This is a genomic window from Enterobacter cloacae complex sp. FDA-CDC-AR_0132, from assembly GCF_003010695.1.
GTDB classification, from domain to species: domain Bacteria; phylum Pseudomonadota; class Gammaproteobacteria; order Enterobacterales; family Enterobacteriaceae; genus Enterobacter; species Enterobacter ludwigii.
In genome coordinates, this window is sequence record NZ_CP027618.1 from 4,108,981 (window position 1) to 4,129,071 (window position 20,091).

Annotated in this window: 17 protein-coding genes; 8 read left to right on the forward strand and 9 right to left on the reverse strand. The window is 56.9% G+C overall.

Annotated features, from left to right (window positions below; genetic code table 11):
* Window positions 1–8: 8 nt before the first annotated feature.
* The 8 genes from AM379_RS19915 to AM379_RS19950 form a co-directional block, all read right to left on the reverse strand.
* Window positions 9–1,559, reverse strand: coding sequence for a methyl-accepting chemotaxis protein (locus tag AM379_RS19915; protein ID WP_059306097.1), 1,551 nt, complete (start codon window positions 1,557–1,559; stop codon window positions 9–11).
* A gap of 97 nt (window positions 1,560–1,656) precedes the next feature.
* Window positions 1,657–2,673 carry a LacI family DNA-binding transcriptional regulator gene (locus AM379_RS19920; RefSeq protein ID WP_063924926.1) on the reverse strand — a complete coding sequence of 339 codons (1,017 nt, stop codon included), beginning with the start codon at window positions 2,671–2,673 and terminating at the stop codon, window positions 1,657–1,659.
* A gap of 28 nt (window positions 2,674–2,701) precedes the next feature.
* Window positions 2,702–4,108 (reverse strand): sucrose-6-phosphate hydrolase, encoded by a 1,407-nt coding sequence (locus tag AM379_RS19925; protein ID WP_106504138.1) that lies wholly within the window; start codon window positions 4,106–4,108, stop codon window positions 2,702–2,704.
* Window positions 4,108–5,478, reverse strand: coding sequence for a sucrose-specific PTS transporter subunit IIBC (locus AM379_RS19930; protein ID WP_025204151.1), 1,371 nt, complete (start codon window positions 5,476–5,478; stop codon window positions 4,108–4,110). Before AM379_RS19930 ends, AM379_RS19925 begins: the two co-directional genes overlap by 1 nt.
* A 67-nt stretch (window positions 5,479–5,545) precedes the next feature.
* A complete protein-coding gene (locus tag AM379_RS19935) occupies window positions 5,546–7,063 on the reverse strand; it encodes a carbohydrate porin (protein ID WP_014170154.1) in 1,518 nt (505 codons plus the stop codon).
* 173 nt (window positions 7,064–7,236) lie between these two features.
* On the reverse strand, window positions 7,237–8,142 hold the full coding sequence (locus AM379_RS19940) for an aminoimidazole riboside kinase (protein WP_106504139.1): 906 nt from the start codon (window positions 8,140–8,142) through the stop codon (window positions 7,237–7,239).
* Between the two features lie 89 nt (window positions 8,143–8,231).
* Window positions 8,232–9,443 (reverse strand): diguanylate phosphodiesterase, encoded by a 1,212-nt coding sequence (locus AM379_RS19945; protein ID WP_025204149.1) that lies wholly within the window; start codon window positions 9,441–9,443, stop codon window positions 8,232–8,234.
* Window positions 9,444–9,536: 93 nt separating this feature from the next.
* A complete protein-coding gene (locus AM379_RS19950; protein WP_106504140.1) occupies window positions 9,537–11,018 on the reverse strand; it encodes an alpha/beta hydrolase in 1,482 nt (493 codons plus the stop codon).
* A 266-nt stretch (window positions 11,019–11,284) separates the two neighbouring features.
* On the opposite strand from AM379_RS19950, the gene AM379_RS19955 reads away from it, so the two are divergent.
* From AM379_RS19955 to AM379_RS19985, 7 genes are read left to right on the forward strand one after another with little or no spacing between them, the layout of a single operon-like run.
* The gene (locus AM379_RS19955; protein WP_106504141.1) at window positions 11,285–12,139 is read left to right on the forward strand and encodes a MurR/RpiR family transcriptional regulator; all 855 of its coding nucleotides are present in this window, start codon (window positions 11,285–11,287) and stop codon (window positions 12,137–12,139) included.
* A 12-nt stretch (window positions 12,140–12,151) separates the two neighbouring features.
* Entirely contained in the window at window positions 12,152–12,727 is a 576-nt protein-coding gene (gene ddpX, locus AM379_RS19960; protein ID WP_014170160.1) for a D-alanyl-D-alanine dipeptidase, read from the forward strand.
* Between the two features lie 15 nt (window positions 12,728–12,742).
* Window positions 12,743–14,275 (forward strand): ABC transporter substrate-binding protein, encoded by a 1,533-nt coding sequence (locus AM379_RS19965; RefSeq protein WP_106504142.1) that lies wholly within the window; start codon window positions 12,743–12,745, stop codon window positions 14,273–14,275.
* A gap of 23 nt (window positions 14,276–14,298) precedes the next feature.
* Window positions 14,299–15,321: an ABC transporter permease gene (locus AM379_RS19970; RefSeq protein WP_014170162.1), complete on the forward strand. Its 1,023-nt coding sequence runs from the start codon at window positions 14,299–14,301 to the stop codon at window positions 15,319–15,321.
* The gene (gene ddpC / locus AM379_RS19975) at window positions 15,318–16,214 is read left to right on the forward strand and encodes a D,D-dipeptide ABC transporter permease (RefSeq protein WP_020884090.1); all 897 of its coding nucleotides are present in this window, start codon (window positions 15,318–15,320) and stop codon (window positions 16,212–16,214) included. The genes AM379_RS19970 and ddpC overlap by 4 nt, the downstream gene beginning before the upstream one ends.
* Window positions 16,211–17,197, forward strand: a complete 987-nt coding sequence (locus AM379_RS19980; protein WP_020884089.1) for an ABC transporter ATP-binding protein — start codon at window positions 16,211–16,213, stop codon at window positions 17,195–17,197. Before ddpC ends, AM379_RS19980 begins: the two co-directional genes overlap by 4 nt.
* The gene (locus AM379_RS19985) at window positions 17,190–18,119 is read left to right on the forward strand and encodes an oligopeptide/dipeptide ABC transporter ATP-binding protein (protein WP_106504143.1); all 930 of its coding nucleotides are present in this window, start codon (window positions 17,190–17,192) and stop codon (window positions 18,117–18,119) included. The genes AM379_RS19980 and AM379_RS19985 overlap by 8 nt, the downstream gene beginning before the upstream one ends.
* Before the next feature lie 29 nt (window positions 18,120–18,148).
* Here AM379_RS19985 and AM379_RS19990 read toward each other — a convergent pair whose 3' ends face one another.
* Entirely contained in the window at window positions 18,149–18,898 is a 750-nt protein-coding gene (locus AM379_RS19990) for an SDR family NAD(P)-dependent oxidoreductase (protein ID WP_020884087.1), read from the reverse strand.
* A gap of 153 nt (window positions 18,899–19,051) precedes the next feature.
* Here AM379_RS19990 and AM379_RS19995 point away from each other — a divergent pair, with 153 nt between their 5' ends.
* Complete coding sequence (locus AM379_RS19995) at window positions 19,052–19,957, forward strand: LysR family transcriptional regulator (protein WP_032680963.1); 906 nt, start codon at window positions 19,052–19,054, stop codon at window positions 19,955–19,957.
* Window positions 19,958–20,091: the final 134 nt, after the last annotated feature.

Below are 20,091 nucleotides of genomic sequence, written 5' to 3' on the forward strand. Positions count from 1 at the left end.
ATTATCAATCAAGCCTGCGCCGGCAAACTAAAGCTCGAAATACTCCTTGAGAGCTGCTGCGCCTGCTCTTCCAGGGAAGCGGCGGCTGCGGCGGACTGCTGAACCAGCGCGGCGTTCTGCTGGGTCACGCCATCCATCTCAGTCACCGCCTGTCCGACCTGGCTGATCCCACGGCTCTGCTCTTCAGAGGCCACGGAGATCTGCTCCATCAACGTATTCACTTTATTCACGGAACTGATAATTGAATCAATAACTTCGCCTGAACGGTTCACCAGTTCAGCACCGTTTTTGACGCTGGAAACCGACTGGGCAATCAGGCTTTCAATGTCTTTCGCGGCAACCGCGCTTTTCTGCGCAAGGGTGCGCACTTCACTGGCCACCACGGCGAAGCCGCGTCCTTGTGTGCCGGCGCGTGCTGCTTCAACCGCGGCGTTGAGCGCCAGAATGTTAGTCTGGAAAGCAATGCTGTTGATGACGCTGGTGATGTCCTCGATGCGCTTAGAGTTCGCCGCGATGGTATTCATCGTTTCGATCACTTCGCGGGTCACGGCCTCACCGGTGTGCGCATTGTTCACCGCGTCCTGCACCAGTTTTCCTGCCTGGTGAACGTTATCGGTGTTATTCGCCACGGTCGCGCTCAGCTCTTCCATGCTGGCCGCCGTCTGGGTTAACGCGGAGGCCTGCTGCTCGGTGCGTGAAGCCAGATCGATATTCCCGGAAGCAATTTCCTGCGCGGCGTGGGTGACGGTATGGCTCGCGTCACGCACCTGGGCGATAGTCGACAGAAGCGCCTGGCGCATCTGCTCCATTGAGCCCATCAGGTGATCGATTTCATTGCCGGAGGTGCCTTTTACCGGCACTGGAATGTCCAGTTTACCGGCGGCAATCTGGCTGCAGTGCTCGCGTGCCAGGTTGACCGGTGCGAAAACAAAGCGCTTCATCAGCAGGCTGACGGCAACAATCACGATTACAAACAACAAAGCAATCGCCGCAATGATCGCCAGACCGGAGATGAAATTACTGCTCGCATCCTCGTTCAGGGTTTTGGCATATTTCTGGTGAACGGCAAGTACCTGGTCGAGAACGATTTCATACTGACGGTCGAGGCGGGACACCTCCGGGATAAGCGCATTAAACTTCGCGACATCGTGCGCAGCGGCGGCATCAATCAACGGTGCCAGCCCCTGGTTACGGTAGTTTTGCCAGGCATCCTGATACGCGCTCACCAGCGGCGCTTCATCCGACAGGCGCGGAGACGCCATAAACGCCGCAAAGGCATGATCCGCTTTTGTGAGGGCCTCTTTAACCGCGGAAAGTTTCGCCGACTCGTCAGCCGAGTTCCCCGCTTCCACCATCTTCACGTACTCCATCACCCTGACACGCAAGGTACGGCTGTGGTTGATGGGATCAATGATCGACAGCACAACCTGGATTTCTTTGTTCACATTATCCAGGGAATTATTACTTTTAATAATGAGGCCAACGCTGGTAATGGTGCTGACGACAAAGAAGAAAAGCAGAGCAAAAAGGACAATCAGGGATGATTTTTTTAACGACATGGACCGATACCTCAAGAATAAACATTCCCTATCGTTATCGGCCGATCCAAAACTTAAATTAATTAAAGTTATTAACGTTTCCCTTCAGCAGCCAGGGCTATGCTTTCGCTTTATAGCGCCGCAGCAGGGTGGCATCCAGTTTTCGCTGTAACGGTTGTGGCGTTTCGCCGTCGATCAGTTTGCCAATCAGATCAAAGCAGTGCCACGCCAGCTGGCGGTTATCCTGGCGAATGGTATCAACCGGAATGGTGAGCGAGTCGTAAAGGTAGTGATCGTCAAAGCTGGCTAACCGGATATCACTTTGCATCAGGTTATGCTGCCCCATATAGCGCAATACCCCTTCCAGCAGACCACAGGCGGCAGTGAACAAGGCTTTTGGCGGGCGTCCCAGGCGGGCGCACAGCTCGGCGAACATCTCGTAGCCGGAGCTCGGGTGATAGTTTCCGTGAATGATCCACTCCGGGCGCAGCGCCACATTGGCCTCTTGCAGCCCTTGCTTAAACCCTTCCAGACGATCGCGCGTCGGGGAAAGCCGCGGCTGCCCGCCAAGGAAGTAAATTTCATCAGGATGCTGGCGCGCAATGTCGGCCACCAGTTCCGCCGTCGGGGTAATGGAATCGGTGATCACCAGCGGCAATGTGCTGTCGTTCATATGGCGGTCAAAAAGGACGACCGGCAGCTGTTCGCTCAGCTTCTGGTAGTCGGCATCATTGAGCATGCTGGAGGCCACAATCAGCCCGTCCACCTGACGCGCCACCATGTTATTAACCACCACCGTCTCCTGCCCCGGGTTTTCATCACTGCAGGAGATGAGCAGTTGAACGCCTGCCTCACGGCACAGCGTCTCCAGTTCGTGAGAAAATACCGCAAAGCCGTAGTTAGTGATCTCCGGCACCACCAGACCGATGGTGTGGCTACGGTTATCACGCAGCGAGCGCGCATGAATGCTGGGCTGGTAGTGATGCTCTTTCGCAATCGCCAGCACGCGCTCACGCGTCTCTTCCGCCACGCGAAGCTCTTTGCTGCGCCCGTTCAGTACCAGGCTGGCGGTGGCTTTTGAAACCCCCGCCAGTTCCGCGATGTCTTTAATTGTGACGCGTTTTGTTTTTCTCACAACGACTTAGATCCGGCTGCCAAAACCCTTATTCTACCATGCAGCCGCGTAGCGACCAGTAGCGTAATGTGATGTCGGACCCACCTTCGAATCGCACCCGTGCCGGATGGTCAGGAAAATAGCGGCTGCTCATCACCCCTTCGCCATGATTGATGAAAATTTCAACGCTGGAGCTGTCACACAGAACGCGTAAATGATGAACGTCGCCCCGCCAGTAACGGGTCAATGTCTCCCCGTTTTTCAGGCTAGCGCGTTCCAGACGCAACCCGCTGTCCTCGACGATAAGGCGCAACGCACCGGCGAAATCCACGGCTACTGAAGATGAGGTGAGCTCAAACTCAAGGCGCGTCGCATCAAAAACCGGGGCATCGCTGGCGTTACCCTGCCAGCGACATTCTTCTTCACGCAGTGCCTGCAGTTCGCGCACCGGAATCTGCCACAGTTTGCCGTCACGGAAGTGTAATTCTCGCGGGCAGGTCATCTGATGGATCCACCCTTGCGCCCGTGTGGGCTGAAGCATCTCTTCTCCGTCCGGCACGCCCATCCAGCCGATCAGGATCCGCCGTCCGTCTTCCGCCACCGTGGTTTGGGGAGCGTAGAACTCGAAACCGGCGTCCAGCTCGTGTAACTCACCATGTTCAAACGTAGCGCGGGTATGGTCGAACGCCCCGCTCGTCCACGTGGCCGGATAAGTATTGAGATAGCGATGCGGTTCGCGCGCCAGCCCCTGCGGGCAGCAGATCAGTACGTGTGTCCCGTCGAGGGCAAACAGGTCCGGGCACTCCCACATGTATCCCGCCTCGGTCAGGCCGTTCACGCCATGACCGGCAATCTCTCCGCAAGACGCCCAGTGGTGCAAATCGGCAGATGTGAACAGCAGCACCTTGCCGCGTTTTTGCAGATCCTGCGCCCCCAGTACCATGTACCACACCCCGTCGTGCTGCCACACTTTCGGGTCACGCACGTGCCCGGTGTAGCCTTCCGGCAGCGCAAGAACCGGACCGAGTTTTTTGAACGTACCGTCAGCCTGTTGCGTGGCAAGGCACTGCCAGGCGGTGCGGCTGCCATCATCAAATTTCACGTTGCCGGTATAACACAGCGTCAGGACACCGTTGTTATCGACGGCGCTGCCGGAATAGCAGCCGTTGCGGTCATACTCCTCATCGGGCATCAGCGCCATCGGTTCATGCTGCCAGTGCACCAGGTCTGCGGAGCTCCAGTGTCCCCAGCACTTATAGCGATGGTCGCAATCCAGCGGATTCCACTGATAGAACAGGTGGTAGCGCCCGGCAAACCAGATAAACCCGTTAGGATCGTTCATCAGCCCCGTCACCGGTGCCGGATGCCATTGCGGATAATGGCTGTCGGCGTACGCACGCGGCTGGCCTTTCATGACGGCCTGCAGGATTGCAGGCCAGCGGGAAGGTAACGTCATTATTCAGAATCCGTTTTATATTTCAGCAGCAGCGAGACGGTAAACGCCACGCCGAAGGCAATCACCATGCCGATAATATAGTTGAGCAGCGAGCTTGCCTGCACGATCGCCATGCCCGGGATGGCAGTCAGCCCGACGGCGGTCATATAAACATGCACCGAGACCACCCACGCCCCGCCTGCCGCACCGCCAATCAGCGCGGCGATAAACGGTTTCACGAAACGCAGGTTGATACCAAATATTGCCGCTTCGGTAATGCCCAGCATGGCCGAAAACGCAGACGGTAACGTAATGGCTTTAATTTTTGCATCTTTGGTTTTAAACCAGACCGCCAGACAGGCTCCCCCCTGCGCCACGTTAGCCATCGCCCAGATAGGCAGCAGGAAGTTAACGCCAATCGAAGGATTCCCCAGTAACCCGGCTTCAATGGCATGGAAACTGTGGTGAATACCGGTGATAACGATAACCGAGTAAAGCCCGCCAAATAACAGCCCGGCCAGCCAGCCCGCATGGGCGATCAGGGTGCTCAGAACAAAGGAGATGCCATCCCCTAACGCACGCCCGGCCGGGCCAATGATCAGCAAGGCAATAAAGCCGGAGAGAATAACGGTGAGGAACGGCGTCAGGATCAGATCTAACGCATCCGGAATAATACGGCGCAGGTTTTTCTCCACGATACTCATAAACCAGACGGCCAGCAGCACCGGGAATACCGTTCCCTGATAGCCAATCATGGCAATCTCAAGGCCGAAGAAGTTCATGGTGTGGAAGCCAGACGCCACGCCCCAGGCGTTTGTCAGCGCCGGGTGCGTCAGAATGCCGCCGAGGGTCGCCCCCAGATAAGGGTTACCGCCAAATTCACGCGCGGCCGTGAAGCCAATCAGGATCGGCAGAATGATAAACGCCGCTGAACTGCACATATCCAGCATGATATAGAGCGCGTTATCGGCATTAACCCAGCCGTAGGTTTTGACCATCCCGAGCAGGCCCATCAGTAAACCGGAGGCCACAATCGCTGGAATGATCGGCACAAAGATGTTTGAGAGCAGTCGGGCAATGCGCTGGAACGGGTTCAGCTTGCGTGCCGCCAGGTCAGCCGCTTCGGACTTGCTGGATTCGCTAATCCCTGCCGCCTGGATAAACGCGGCGTAGACCTTGTTAACTACCCCCGTACCAAAAATCACCTGCATCTGCCCGGCGTTACGAAAACAGCCTTTAACGCCGTCAACCTTGCCGATGGCTTGTTGATCGGCAAGCGTGTCGTCGACCAGCACCAGTCGAAGACGCGTTGCGCAGTGCGCCGCACTGGCGATGTTCTCTTTGCCACCGAGCAGCGGAATGAGCGCGCGGGCGATATTATCAAAATCCATAGATACCTCTGCCTGACTGTATTTTTATGATGTGAGAAACGCTCCCGCACTGCGGGAGCGTAAAAGGTTAAAACCAGGTTTCCATCTGTACCCCAAAGTTCCATTCCCCGCCGGCGTTGAAACCGCTGCTGCCAAAGGCATCATCGCTGGCGTAATTATCCAGTTTGCTGCTCCAGTCCATCCAGGTGGCGAACAGACGCAACTCAGGACGGCTGAAGAAATCGCCGATCTTGCCCGCTTTTAACGTTGGGGCAAAGGTCAGCTTGTAGAAACTTCCATTGACGGCGTTTCGGTCTTTATACCCTTCCGGATTTAAATCCATGTACTGATAGCTGCCCTCAAACGCCAGGGCGAAATTCTGCGTGACTTCTTTAATCAGGCGGGTATTGAGCGTGACCCACTCATAGCTGTCGCCTTTGACATAGCGGTCTTTACTGCTCTGGGCCAGTACGGCAGGCGCGATATGCCAGCCGCCACCTAGAGGCGTGACACCGTAACTTGCAAAGCGCCAGGTATCGGCTTCAGAGAGCAATGCGCCATCGGAACCGATGCTCTTCACCTCTGCCCCCAGCCCGTGGCCGTACAGCAGCGCCGTTTTGGCTGAGCCTTCACGCAGGCCGTAGAAACTTTCATTGTGCAATCCGACCAGGGCATGAACGCCATTGTTGGCGGCGTCGGTTTTTATCAGATCGCCATTGCTGTCTTTGCGGTCGTCGTTGTCTTTTGCCCGCAGGCCGCTCACCATCAGCTGGAATGGCCCGGCGAAGTGGTTCATGCTGAGGATGTAGTTCTGAACGTTATTGTCGATTTGCTCTTCGCTGCCGAAGTTACGCCCGTAAAGAGAGAAGTTGCTGCGCAGCGATTCATTCCATTTCACGTCATACACGCCACCACCGGTACCGGCCAGGAACACCACATCGGAGTCCAGCCAGTGAATATCAAAGTTGTCACGGTCAAAGCGTTTACCGGCCCAGAAGGTACTGCCCTTCAGCGCGCCGGTAAAATCAGGCAGATTGCCCAGTTCAGCAAACGCCTGACGAATATTGAGATCGCTGGTGTCAGCGGACCAGTCGTTATAGGTTTTCTGACCATCCGCCAGCATGGCCTTGAAGCGCGTGGTCGCCCCGTTATCCAGGGTCTGTTTGTGTTCCACATTCAGCTCAACGTAGGTATCGGCTTCATTCCCCAGACGCCCGACCGCACCACCGGTTTCCCCGGCTGGCGTCAGGTAAGGGCCGCTTTTACTGCTCGACGCCGCATCGTTCATCAGCAGGCCAGAACGGGCATAGCCATGAAACTCAAACCCACTGCTCTGATCGGCTTTCTTCTCCAGTGCGGCGGTACGCTGCGCCACTTGCTGGGTTGTTGTTTGCGCCTGCTGCTGGGCAGTCACCAACTGCTGCGTTTTTTGTTCTGCGTCGGTGGCGCGTTTCTCCGCAACCTGCGCGCGGGTTTCCGCAGCCTGAAGACGCTGCTCCAGAGCAGCAAGACGCGCTTCGATACTCGTCATATCCGTTTGGGCAAAAACAGAGGTACTCCCGGCCAGCATGCCTATCATCACGGCAAGTCTGCGTTTTTTATACATTTTGTCGCATCCCTAAAAGAAGTCATTGAAAGTGCTAAATTGCTAAACCGGTTTAGGTTGATGATACTAAACCTGCCAATTTTGGATCGGCAATCTTTTTTGCTAAACCGATTTAGTAAGTGTGATCGAGGCGACAATTCAGGCCGTCGACAGACGGCCCGTTGCGGGAGGAATTACAGTTGCGGGTGATAAGGCAGCGCGGTCATCGCCCCTTTAGCCGTGGTGGCTAACGCGCCGCAGCGCTGGGCTAATGCGATGACGCGTGGAAGATCGTGGCTGTCGATACTCCCAGCGGAAGCCAGTCCATAAAGCAGTCCCGCCACGAAGGCATCACCTGCGCCGGTGGTGTCCACGCATTCAACGGGGGTTCCCGGATAATGTTTCATCGTTCCGTCATGCCAGGCGATGACCCCGTCTTTGCCCTGAGTGACCAGCACCAGCCGGGCCGGACAGCGGCGCATCAGCGCGGCCAGCCCTTCCGTGACCCCAAGATCGGCGGTTAAAAAAGCCAGTTCTTCGACGGAGAGTTTGACGACGTCAGCGCATTGCAGCGCCTGTTCGAGGCAGCGGCGCAGGTCGTCCTCATCCGGCCAGAGATCCGGGCGGATATTGGGGTCGAAACTGACATAACCCCCCGCTTCCCTGACCGCGTTCATGGCCTGAAACGTTGCAGAACGGCTCGGTTCAGCGCTCAGGGCAATGGAACAGACATGCAGCCACTCTCCTGCGCTAAAGGGCGGCAAATCGGCTGATGCCAGAAACAGATCGGCGCTCGGGCGAACCATAAAGGTGAAAGAGCGTTCGCCCTGTTCGTCCAGATCCACGACCACGGTTGACGTGCGGTGTGCCGGGTCGAGGCGCATCCAGTTTACGTCAACCTGCTCGTCAGCCAGCGTTTTATGCATAAAGCGACCGAAAGGATCGTCGCCTACCCTGCCGATAAAGGCGCTTTTCCCGCCCAGACGGGCAATACCGACCGCCACGTTCGCCGGCGCGCCGCCGGGGCATTGCAGCAACCGGCCTTCTCCCTCCGGTAATAAATCCACTACCGCATCGCCAAGTACCCAGATTTTTTGCATGTGATCCTCTAAGCTAAACATTATTAAACCGTTTTAGCTATTTAAGCACAGGCAGGACGAAGGGGAAATAATACGGAAGGAAAATTGGCTTAGCGCACCAGGTGTGGCCAGCTAATATCGCCTACGCCATTCAGCGCTGGACGGGCAAACAGAAAGCCCTGAAAGCGTCGGATCCCGGCAGATTCAAGCCAGCACCACTCTTCCAGCTTCTCGATGCCTTCCGCCACCAGGGTAATTTCAAGGTCGGTGCAGCAGCTGACTATCGAGCGCACAATCGCCTGTTTTGGCCCGCTGAGATGAATATTGCTGACAATTTCGCGGTCAATTTTAATTTTATCCGGCTGGAATCGGGTCAGCAGTGAAAGCCCGGCGTAACCGGAACCGAAATCATCGATCGCCAGGCCAATACCTTCAGCACGCAGATGTTTAATGGCGCTATTGAACTTGTTGAACCCGGAAATCATCTCGTTTTCGGTCACTTCAATGACCACCTGCTCCGGCTGAAGCCCATGTTGTTTAATCTGTTCAACCAGAAACTCCACGGCGCCAGGCACTTTCACCAGCGACATCGGGAGAAGATTTACCGCGATTTTATGGCTCCCGATCCCCAGTTTGTCGGCCAGCGCAAAAGCCCAGGCCTTGGTCTGGAGATCGACTTCATAGATTTTGTCCTGATCGAGGCGGCTGAAAAAATGCTCCGGGCTTCCCCCGTCATTACCGCGGATAAGGGCCTCAAGCGAACTGATTTTCCCTTCCAGCGGTTCGACGATGGGCTGGAGGGCGAACTGGCAGGTTTGTTTGTCCAGCAGACCCAGACTCTCGCCAAACGGCGATTTCTCACGCGAGAGCGTCCATTTCTCCGGGGCAAAACGCGCCCCCGACGGGGCCGGTCGTTTGCCGGTAATAAACGTCTGAATAAATTTGAACACCCGATCATCAGATGTCAGATAACTGTCCAGTTTGCTGTAGTGCAGTACCGACTGCAGAACGTCTTTCGGCGACTGGTTCTGCAGGTCAAACAGCAGCATACCGACATTCTCAAAACGTCTGCGGGGGCCGTAATCCCGCATAAGCTCAACCACGCCGCTGTGCCGCTTATCCTCACGGATCTTCTGAAACAGCCTTACCACACTCTCTTCCGAGCCTTCGAGGAGTTGCAGGACATCATCTCCTTTTGAAAGAAGAACGCCGGTAATATTCAACCCGGCATTGCGCGTCCTGGCCTGTTCAACCAGCGCCTGGAGTTCGGCGGATCGGCAGGATAAATTCAACTGGCTGCGGTAAATAAGAGTAGTCAGCACAAAAACGTGTTCCGATAAGAGGTATGCGTTGGAGATTACTGTTTAACATACTTCATCTGCGCGACCTAACAGATTAACCCCTTGCGGGAGAGGCTACTTTTTCTCATCCCCGATGCGTCTGTCAATCCTCTCCTGCATGTAGGCATAAAACGGGTTCGAGGTCACCCGCATTAACGCGTCTTTGCCTACGCTCAGCACGGAGGTTTCCCCCCACAGCGCAATCGTGCCGAGGCTAATGCCATACCGGTTTTTCTCCGCAGGATGTCGGCCATAGAGATCGTCATCAGGCGGGAACGGCACGGCGACATGCGACAGTGAATAGACCTCCTGCGGCCAGGACATCGCCAGCGGTACCGCGGTCTCATCGGTGCCTCCCGCCGGGGTTATTTTCGCCACCGCGGCGAAACTGTCCTCGCTGGCATTGGTAATGATCGTGACACCGTAACGCCTTTTCGCCACAGGCAGTAACTCAGAGGTTGCCGCCCACGACGACGGTTTAAAGAGAGGACGGAAGCTGGCGGCCTGATTGATATCAAATACAACCAGCTCGCTGCCGTTCGCCGGAAGCTGGTCAAATAACCCGGTGACCACGGCGCGGGTACTGACCGTTGAATCCATCACCGACTGGAATGCGAGTACCGGTGGCAGCTGGTCCAGTCTGTGCTCCCGGGCATCCCGCCCCATTTGCTCCTGCAGGGCCTGGGTCAAGAGCCATGACTGGCGCGCCGCATTGACCGGGAAGGAGTTGTATTTATACGGGTTATATTCCGGCGAGATGTTTAACCATGCCGCTTTGGCAAACGGCGGTAACATCGCCGGCAATCCGGCCAATCCTGCAAACCGGGCGAACGCCGTGACGCCAATCATTGGCGAGAGCAGGATGAGCTGTTGCGGTTTGCGAAGCGCAGGCGTGTCCAGCGCATCAAGGGCATATTTCATCGCCAGCGCCCCACCGTTGGAGTAACCCACCAGATGCAGGGGAACATTGTCTCCCGCCAGCCGCGTGGCTTCGCGCACGGCAAGGCGCGTCGCCGCCAGCCACCTCTCCCAGTCAACGTCCGTCAGCGCGCCGGGCGCGGTGCCGTGACCGGGCAGGCGTGGAACCACCGCCACAAAACCGTGCTGCTGATAATCGCGGGCAAGATGCCGGACACTGTAAGGCGAATCTGTTAGCCCGTGCAGCAACACCACCGCGCCGCGTGGCGTTCCGGCAGGCATCAGCACAAAGGAGCGGTTGGCATCGGGTGCAAATTTACCGGGCCAAACCAGGCTCTGACGGTAGTAGCGGTTTAACGGCGTGCGCTCCTCACCCTGGGTTTTGCGCGTTACCGCGTTATCCAGATCGGTGAAAATGGCGTTTTCCCGGGCGACATACTGGGCAAAATTCGCCCTATCGATCTCGCGTACGGACATCTCATCTGCCCGCCAGGTATGCCAGAGATGCAGTTCCGGTCCCTGCTGCGAGAGATAAACCCGAACCGCGAGCAGGACGATCAGTACCACTCCTGCGAGCATCGCCATTTTCTTTGCGAGCGCCATCAGGCGCACGCTGATACGCCAGGGCAAGTTCGCCATGCCGGGATCCCTTTCATATTTACGTTGTCTCTATCTTATCAAAAATGTGAAGACGCTGACGTATTCACGAAATTCATACCTCCCCGCTCAGCCAGTGCACCAAAAGTGAACTACGCTGCACAAATGTTGATCATTGGTTAACTAAATATTGCATGAAGTTTGCAGCACAGCGGCGTCCCGTCGCGATGTGGACATGGCACGCGTCATGCATTGTTAATCAAATAACACAAACCTGATGACTGACAGCCTGTTAACAGCGAGGCGGTATGACGACGAAACCCGAGGTGTTGAGCCGTATTGAAGCCACTTTCAGCCAGCTGACCCCCAGCGAGAAGCGGGTGGCGAGCTGGCTGCTGGCGCATGCCGCACAGATCCCGTTTGAAACGGCTGAAAGCGTGGGTCTGGCGACCGGCACCAGCGGCATTACCGTGGGACGCTTTCTGCGAAAACTCGGCTATCGCAATCTGGAAGATGCCAAAAAGAGCCTGCGCGACCCGCATCAGCCCTGGGGTATGAACGAGCGGCTGGACTCATGGCAGCAGCAGTCCCCTCTGCCCAACCGCCTTCAGCACTCTCTGTCGCTGGAGGTGGATGCCATCACTCAGGTTTATCAGTTGGCGCACACCGACGCATTTCGCCAGGTGGTTCATCAGCTTGCCCACGCGGATGGGGTTTTCGTGCTGGGGATCCAGTCGACACGTGGGATAGCCAACGCCTTCTTCAGTCATCTTGAGTACCTTCGCCCGCGCGTCAGCTACGCCGAAGGCGCGTCCGGCAGTTGGGTTGAATCCCTGAACTCCGGTTTCGCCCACCCCTACGTGATACTGACCGATACCCGCACCTATTCCACCATTGCGCGGCAGTACTGTCGGGTCGCGAGCGAAAAAGGTATTTCGCTGGCCCTGATCACCGATATCTGGTGCCCGTGGGCGCGGGATTACCCGCTTGATTTACTGCAGGTGAAAACCGAAACCGGCCATTTCTGGGATTCGCTGGCACCTGTGAGCTGTCTGTTCAACCTGCTGCTGTCAGGTGTCGTGGAAGCGCTGGGTGATGCCCTTCCACCGCGGCTGGCGGTAAACCGGCAATTACAACAAGAGTTTGGTCAATTCGAACGCTAAAGGAGCGGAGCTATGCCCCCAGAGAGTGAACTGATTGATGTGGCGAAGACCTTCCCTGCGCTGCATATCGATCTGAAATACGCCACAGCCGACAACATCACGGGCCGTCCGATTTATCAGGAGGCGCTGTGCCTGCTGCATACTGATGCGGCCACCGCGCTGGCGAAAGCCATCAGCATCGCCGCACTGGCCGGGCTGAAGCTGGTGGTCTACGACGCTTATCGCCCGCAGGAAGCGCAGGCTCAGTTGTGGGATGCCTGCCCGAACCCGGAATACGTGGTTGATGTGGCGATTGGTTCCAACCACAGCCGCGGGACGGCCATCGACGTTACGCTGATGGACGAACAAAACACCGTGCTGGATATGGGGGCCGGTTTTGACGAAATGCACGACCGCTCGCACGCCTGGCACCCGTCCGTGCCGCCGCACGCGCAGCGCAATCGCCTGCTGCTTAACGCCATCATGTCCGGTGGCGGCTTTGTGGGGATCAGCAGCGAATGGTGGCACTTCGAGCTGCCGAACGCGGCCAGCTATCCCCTGCTTGACGATCGTTTTGCCTGTTTCCCGTTGACGCACACCCCTCTTTAAAACTGGAGCACTGCCATGAAAACAACGCTTCTTACTACCCTGATCGCCGCCTCGCTGGCACTCAGCGCCCCGGTTGCGCTGGCTGCCGTCCCGAAAGATATGCTGGTGATCGGGAAAGCGGCCGACCCGCAAACGCTCGACCCGGCGGTGACCATTGATAACAACGACTGGACGGTGACCTACCCCGCCTATCAGCGTCTGGTGAAGTACAAGCCAGGCTCCACCGAGGTGGAGGGCGACCTGTCAACGGGCTGGAAGGCGTCAGCGGATCAGAAAGAGTGGACCTTTACCCTTACCGATAACGCGAAATTCGCCGATGGCACGCCGGTTACTGCCGAGGCGGTAAAACTCTCCTTTGAACGTCTGCTGAAGCTTAGCCAGGGGCCGTCTGAAGCGTTCCCGAAAGACCTCAAAATTGATGCGGTCGATCCGCACACGGTGAAATTCACCCTCAGCCAGCCGTTTGCCCCGTTCCTCTACACTCTGGCCAACGACGGTGCGTCGATCGTTAACCCGGCGGTGTTAAAAGCGAACGCTGCCGATGATGCGCGCGGTTATTTAGCGCAAAACACCGCCGGGTCCGGACCATTCATGCTGAAAAGCTGGCAGAAAGGTCAGCAGCTGGTGCTCGTTCCGAACCCACACTGGGCGGGTGAGAAACCGCACTTCAAGCGCGTTTCGGTGAAAATTATTGGTGAAAGCGCTTCACGCCGTCTGCAGCTTTCCCGTGGCGATCTGGATATCGCCGATTCACTGCCCGTCGATCAGCTTTCAGCCCTTAAGCAAGAAGGCAAAGTGGCGGTGGCGGAATATCCGTCCCTGCGCGTGACCTATCTTTATCTGAATAACAGCAAAGTCCCGCTCAATCAGGTGGATTTACGTCGGGCCGTCTCCTGGGCAACGGATTATCAGGGGATGGTGAAAGGCATCCTGAGCGGCAATGGTAAACAGATGCGCGGCCCGATACCGGACGGCATGTGGGGGTTTGACGCCACGGCAATGCAGTACAGCTTTGACGAGGCCAAAGCCAAAGCCGCGCTGGAGAAAGTCAAAGACAAGCCGACAAGCCTGACATTCCTCTATTCAGACAACGACCCCAACTGGGAGCCGATCGCCCTGTCCACGCAGGCGAGCCTCGGCAAGATCGGCATCAACGTGAAGCTGGAAAAACTGGCTAACGCCACCATGCGCGATCGCGTCGGTAAAGGTGACTATGACATCGCCATTGGCAACTGGAGTCCGGACTTTGCCGACCCGTACATGTTCATGAACTACTGGTTTGAGTCGGACAAAAAAGGGTTGCCGGGTAACCGCTCGTTTTACGAGAACAAAGAGGTCGACGCCCTGCTGAAGGCGGCCCTGAAAACCACCGATCAGGCGGAGCGTACCCACGATTACCAGCAGGCGCAGAAGGTGGTGATCGACGAGGCGGCCTACGTGTATCTGTTCCAGAAGAACTACCAGCTGGCGATGAACAAAGAGGTGAAAGGCTTCACCTTTAATCCAATGCTGGAGCAGGTCTTTAACATTGCCACCATGAGTAAATAACGGTTCTCGCCGGGGGAAAGTGTATGACGTTCTGGAGCATTGTGCGCCAGCGCTGCTGGGGGTTAATCCTGGTGGTGGCCGGTGTCTGTATCATCACCTTTATTATTTCACACCTGATCCCCGGCGATCCGGCCCGCCTGTTGGCCGGAGACCGCGCCAGCGACGACATTGTGCAAGGTATCCGCCAGCAGCTGGGGCTGGATCAACCGTTGTATATCCAGTTTGGTCGCTATGTGGATGCGCTGGCCCATGGCGATTTAGGCACCTCTATCCGCACCGGGCGACCGGTTGCGGAAGATTTGAAGGCCTTTTTCCCGGCCACCCTGGAGCTGGCTTTTTGTTCCCTGCTACTGGCGCTGGTTATCGGCGTGCCGCTGGGGATTTTATCGGCGGTCTACCGTGACCGCTGGCTGGATCATCTGGTGCGGTTAATGGCGATGACGGGCATTTCAACGCCCGCATTCTGGCTTGGGTTGGGAGTGATTGTCCTCTTCTACGGGCATCTGCAACTTCTTCCTGGCGGCGGAAGGCTTGACGACTGGCTCGATCCACCGACGCGCGTTACCGGCTTTTATCTGGTGGATGCGCTGCTTGAAGGCAACGGGGAGGTCTTTTTCAATGCCCTGCAGCATCTGATTTTACCTTCGATGACGCTGGCATTTGTTCATCTCGGCATTGTGGCGCGTCAGGTTCGCTCGGCCATGCTGGAGCAGCTCAGTGAAGATTACATACGAACCGCACGCGCCAGCGGATTGCCCGGCTGGTACATCGTGCTGCGCTATGCCCTGCCCAATGCGATGATCCCGTCAATTACCGTGCTTGGACTGGCACTGGGCGATCTGCTGTATGGCGCAGTCCTCACCGAAACCGTCTTTGCCTGGCCGGGAATGGGCGCCTGGGTCGTCACCTCTATTCAGGCACTCGATTTCCCTGCCGTCATGGGCTTCGCGGTAGTGGTCTCACTGGCCTATGTGCTGGTTAATCTGGTGGTCGATCTGCTCTATCTGTGGGTTGACCCGCGAATCGGGCGCGGAGGTGCCGAATGATGTTGACTCAGGAAACGCCCGTCCCGGTTAAAACAGCGAAAGCAGGCATCAACTGGGCAAAACTGTTCTGGATGCTGCGTAAAAGCCCCCTCACGCTGATTGGCGCCGCGATCATGATCCTGATGCTCCTGTTGATGGTGACATCACCGTGGATTGTGCCGCATGACCCCAATGCGCTGGATTTGACCGCGCGTCTGCAGGCTCCGTCTGCCGAACACTGGTTTGGCACCGATGAGGTTGGCCGCGATCTGTTCAGCCGGGTGCTCGCCGGCAGCCAGCAGTCGATCAGCGCGGGGCTGGCCGTCGTGGTGATTGCGGGCGGTATTGGCTCGCTGCTGGGCTGTTTGTCTGGCGTACTGGGCGGGCGCGGCGACGCCATTATTATGCGCATTATGGACGTGATGCTCTCCATTCCCTCGCTGGTGCTGACCATGGCACTGGCAGCGGCGCTGGGGCCGAGCCTGTTTAACGCAATGCTCGCCATCGCGATTGTACGTATCCCGTTTTACGTGCGTCTGGCACGCGGGCAAACCCTTGTCGTGCGCCAGTTTACCTATGTTCAGGCGGCCCGCACCTTCGGCGCATCACGCTGGCATTTAATCAGCTGGCATATTCTGCGCAACGCCCTGCCGCCGCTGATTGTGCAGGCTTCGCTGGATATTGGCAGCGCCATTCTGATGGCCGCCACGCTGGGCTTTATCGGTCTGGGCGCACAGCAACCCACCGCCGAATGGGGCGCGATGGTTGCCGTAGGGCGCAACTATGTACTTGACCAGTGGTGGTATTGCGCTTTTCCTGGCGCGGCCATTTTGATTACCGCCGTGGGCTTTAATCTTTTTGGTGACGGCATCCGCGACCTGCTGGATCCGAAATCAGGAGGGAAACAATCATGACCGACTCGGTTTTAACCATCGAGGATTTACATCTGAGTTTCCCGATATACCGCGGTGAGGTTCATGCGCTGAACCACGTCTCGCTGGAGATTAAACGGGGCGAAATTGTCGGCGTAGTGGGCGAGTCGGGGTCGGGGAAGTCAGTTACCGCCATGCTCGCCATGCGCCTGTTGCCGGAAGGCAGCTACCGAATTCATCACGGTCAGGTAACATTGCTGGGAGAAGATGTTCTGACTGCATCGGAAAAACAGCTTCGCCAGTGGCGCGGGGCAAAAGTGGCGATGATTTTTCAGGAGCCCATGACCGCCCTGAACCCAACGCGGCGGATTGGTAAGCAAATGGTGGAGGTGATCCGCCAGCATCAGCCGCTCGACCGTCGCGCGGCGCAGCAAAAAGCGATTGCCCTGCTGGAGGAGATGCAAATCCCGGACGCAAAAGCGGTGATGGCGCGTTATCCGTTTGAACTGTCCGGCGGCATGCGTCAGCGAGTGATGATCGCCCTTGCCTTCTCCTGCGAGCCTGAACTTATCATCGCCGACGAGCCGACCACGGCGCTGGATGTGACCGTGCAGCTGCAGGTACTGCGTCTGCTGAAGCACAAGGCGCGGGCCAGCGGAACCTCGGTGCTGTTTATCAGCCACGATATGGCCGTGGTTTCCCAGCTCTGTGACCGGATGTATGTGATGTACGCGGGAAGCGTAATTGAGAGCGGTGCCACGCAAACGCTGATCCACCATCCCGTTCATCCCTACTCCATCGGTCTGCTGCAATGTGCACCTGAAAACGGTGCGCCGCGCGAGTTGCTTCCGGCCATTCCCGGCACGGTGCCTAATCTCAGCCAGCTTCCTCAAGGCTGCGCGTTCCGCGAGCGCTGCTTTGCCGCCGGGACGAAATGCGGTGAGGCACCGCGCTTGCTTCCTAATGGTGCAGAGGGCCAGATGGCTGCCTGCTGGTACCCGCAACGGGAGAAACACCATGTCTGACATTTTGCTTGAACTGGATAGCGTGCATGTCAACTTTCCCGCGCGCAAAAACTGGCTGGGCCGCGTCACGGAACAGGTGCATGCCCTCAATGGGCTGGACCTGCAGATCCGTCGCGGCGAAACGCTGGGCATTGTTGGGGAATCCGGCTGCGGGAAAAGCACGCTGGCACAGCTATTGATGGGCATGCTCAGGCCCAGCACCGGCGACTATCAGCGGACGCATCACGCGGGCGGCATGCAGATGGTTTTTCAGGACCCGCTCTCCTCCCTCGACCCGCGTCTGCCGGTGTGGCGCATCATCACCGAGCCGGTGTGGGTGCAAAAACGCAGCAGTGAACGCGAACGGCGCCAGCTTGCAGAGACGCTGGCGATGCAGGTGGGTATTCGTGTGGAATATCTTGACCGGTTACCGCATGCCTTTTCAGGCGGGCAGCGCCAGCGCATTGCTATCGCCCGGGCGCTGTCGTCCAATCCAGACATCATCGTGCTCGACGAACCCACCAGCGCGCTGGATATTTCCGTGCAGGCGCAAATCCTCAACCTGCTGGTAAAACTGCAGCAGGAACGGAACCTCACCTATGTGTTGATCTCACATAACGTCTCGGTGGTCAGACACATGAGCGATCGTGTGGCGGTGATGTATCTGGGCCAGATCGTGGAACTGGGAACCACCGATCAGGTGCTTGTCAGGCCGCGCCATCCCTACACCCGGCTGCTGCTTGATTCCGTCCCCAGAACCGGTGAACCGCTGGATGAAAACCTGGTGCTGCGTAAAACAGAGCTTCCTGGCAATCGTCACCTTCCCACCGGCTGTTATTTCCGGGACCGTTGTCCGCAGGCAACGCAAGGATGCGAGTGCCCGCAGTCGCTACAGCCTTCAGTTGAGGGCTGTAGCGTGCGTTGCTGGCGCAATCTGAGCTAATAGCCACGCAGGGTGGCGCTGTTTCACGTTTAAATTTGCGCCATTCCACCGTCGACGAACAGTTCGGTGGCGTTGATAAAGCTTGCTGCATCTGAGGCCAGAAACGCCACAGCTTTCCCCACTTCCCCCGGCGCGCCTAAGCGTCCCAGCGGCACCTGGGCGGCCAGCGCGTCATACAGCCCCTGACGATGTTCTTCCGGCACCAGGTCACCCAGCCCCGGGGTTTTGATGGGCCCCGGGCTCACCACGTTGACGCGAATACCGCGCCCCTGCAAATCCAGCGCCCACGAACGGGCAAAGTTGCGCACGGCGGCTTTACTGGCGCTGTATACGCTAAAGTTTGCGGTTCCTTTAATGGACACCGTGGATCCGGTCAGAATGATCGACGATCCGGCTGATAACAGCGGTAACGCTTTTTGCACGGTGAACAGTACACCGCGAACGTTGGTTGCAAAGATGCGGTCAAACTGCTCTTCAGTGATAGCGCCTAACGGCAGCATGTCGCCACCCCCCGCATTGGCGAACAGAATATCCAGACGCCCTTCGTCTTTTGCAATCTGCGCATAGACTTTATCGAGGTCGGAAAGTTGAGAGACGTCCGCACGGATGCCGACCGCCGCGGTGGCAATTTGTGCAACGGCAGCGTCCAGTTCCGCCTGACGACGTCCGGTGATATAAACCTTCGCGCCCTGGGCCGCCAGTTCCTGCGCGGTGGCGAGACCGATACCTGTGCTACCGCCCGTAACCAGGGCAATTTTACCTGCGAGAGATGTATTCATGTTATTCACCTTTAATCATGTTTTCAGGATGCCCGCAAAAACGGTTGAAGAGGTTTTCGCTTGCGTTGAATAAACTCTATCGGTTGCAGGATTAATGAAAAACGGGCAAAAATGAAAATCACTATTCACAGGTGGAAATAATCCGGAGTACGAATGGACCAGCTCATGGCAATGCGCGCATTTACGCGGGTGGTGGAAACCGGAAGTTTTACGCGTGCGGCTGATTCTCTGAATATGCCTATCGCCACCCTGAGCAAACTGGTGAAATCGCTCGAAGCGCACCTGGAGATCCGGCTTTTACACCGCACGACACGACGGGTAGTCACCACACCAGAAGGTGCCGGGTACTATGAAAAAGCGCTCAGGGTGCTGATTGATATTGAAGATATTGATACGTCGTTTCGCGTTTCTCGCGCGACGCCGAAAGGCCATCTGCGGGTGGATGTGGGCGGTTCAACCGCGCGCGACGTGTTGATCCCCCTGCTCCCGGAATTTATGCAGCGTTATCCGGAAATACGCATCGATCTTGGCGTGGCCGACCGGCCCGTGGATTTGATCAGCGGTAACGTTGACTGCGTGATCCGCGGCGGCCCTCTGGACGACTCATCCCTTATTGCCCGTCATCTGGGCGACGCTGAAATGGTCACCTGCGCGACGTCCGATTATTTAAAACATCATGGCGTACCGGCCTATCCGCGGGAGCTGTGCAATGGCCATAAGCTGATTAGCTACCTTTCTCCCGTCACCGGTCGGGCGTTCCCGTTTCGCTTCAGGGAAAAGGGAGAAAGGCTGGAGATAAGTATTCCGCACTTCCTTGGGGTGAATGAAAGCAACGCTCATCTGGCGGCGGCGGTGGCAGGTTTAGGTATTATTCAGACATTTCAATATTCGGCAAAAAGGCATTTACAGGCGGGGACGTTAACTGAAATTCTTAGCGACTGGCGACCTGACGCTTATCCGTTTCATGTGGTTTATCCGCAGAACCGGCATCTGACACATCGACTGAGAGTGTTTATCGCCTGGCTGGCAGAGGTGTTTCCTGCCGCGCTGAAGGGATAGCCGGAGCAAAGTACGGATAAACTTTATAGTCCATGAAAATCCGGTGCTAATGCATTTATTTCTATCCTTTAATTCAGCGTTTTTTATTGACCTGGTGCGGATAATGGGTTGATATCTAGCCAAAAATCAAACTT

Bases quoted from the DNA above. Each gene is read 5' to 3' on its own strand.
- AM379_RS19995 (WP_032680963.1), top strand. From the start codon at position 19,052: ATGGACCAGCTCATGGCAATGCGCGCATTTACGCGGGTGGTGGAAACC.
- AM379_RS19985 (WP_106504143.1), top strand. From the start codon at position 17,190: ATGTCTGACATTTTGCTTGAACTGGATAGCGTGCATGTCAACTTTCCC.
- AM379_RS19990 (WP_020884087.1), bottom strand. From the start codon at position 18,898: ATGAATACATCTCTCGCAGGTAAAATTGCCCTGGTTACGGGCGGTAGC.
- AM379_RS19965 (WP_106504142.1), top strand. From the start codon at position 12,743: ATGAAAACAACGCTTCTTACTACCCTGATCGCCGCCTCGCTGGCACTC.
- AM379_RS19950 (WP_106504140.1), bottom strand. From the start codon at position 11,018: ATGGCGAACTTGCCCTGGCGTATCAGCGTGCGCCTGATGGCGCTCGCA.
- AM379_RS19970 (WP_014170162.1), top strand. From the start codon at position 14,299: ATGACGTTCTGGAGCATTGTGCGCCAGCGCTGCTGGGGGTTAATCCTG.
- AM379_RS19915 (WP_059306097.1), bottom strand. From the start codon at position 1,559: ATGTCGTTAAAAAAATCATCCCTGATTGTCCTTTTTGCTCTGCTTTTC.
- AM379_RS19925 (WP_106504138.1), bottom strand. From the start codon at position 4,108: ATGACGTTACCTTCCCGCTGGCCTGCAATCCTGCAGGCCGTCATGAAA.
- ddpC (WP_020884090.1), top strand. From the start codon at position 15,318: ATGATGTTGACTCAGGAAACGCCCGTCCCGGTTAAAACAGCGAAAGCA.
- AM379_RS19955 (WP_106504141.1), top strand. From the start codon at position 11,285: ATGACGACGAAACCCGAGGTGTTGAGCCGTATTGAAGCCACTTTCAGC.
- AM379_RS19940 (WP_106504139.1), bottom strand. From the start codon at position 8,142: ATGCAAAAAATCTGGGTACTTGGCGATGCGGTAGTGGATTTATTACCG.
- ddpX (WP_014170160.1), top strand. From the start codon at position 12,152: ATGCCCCCAGAGAGTGAACTGATTGATGTGGCGAAGACCTTCCCTGCG.
- AM379_RS19980 (WP_020884089.1), top strand. From the start codon at position 16,211: ATGACCGACTCGGTTTTAACCATCGAGGATTTACATCTGAGTTTCCCG.
- AM379_RS19935 (WP_014170154.1), bottom strand. From the start codon at position 7,063: ATGTATAAAAAACGCAGACTTGCCGTGATGATAGGCATGCTGGCCGGG.
- AM379_RS19930 (WP_025204151.1), bottom strand. From the start codon at position 5,478: ATGGATTTTGATAATATCGCCCGCGCGCTCATTCCGCTGCTCGGTGGC.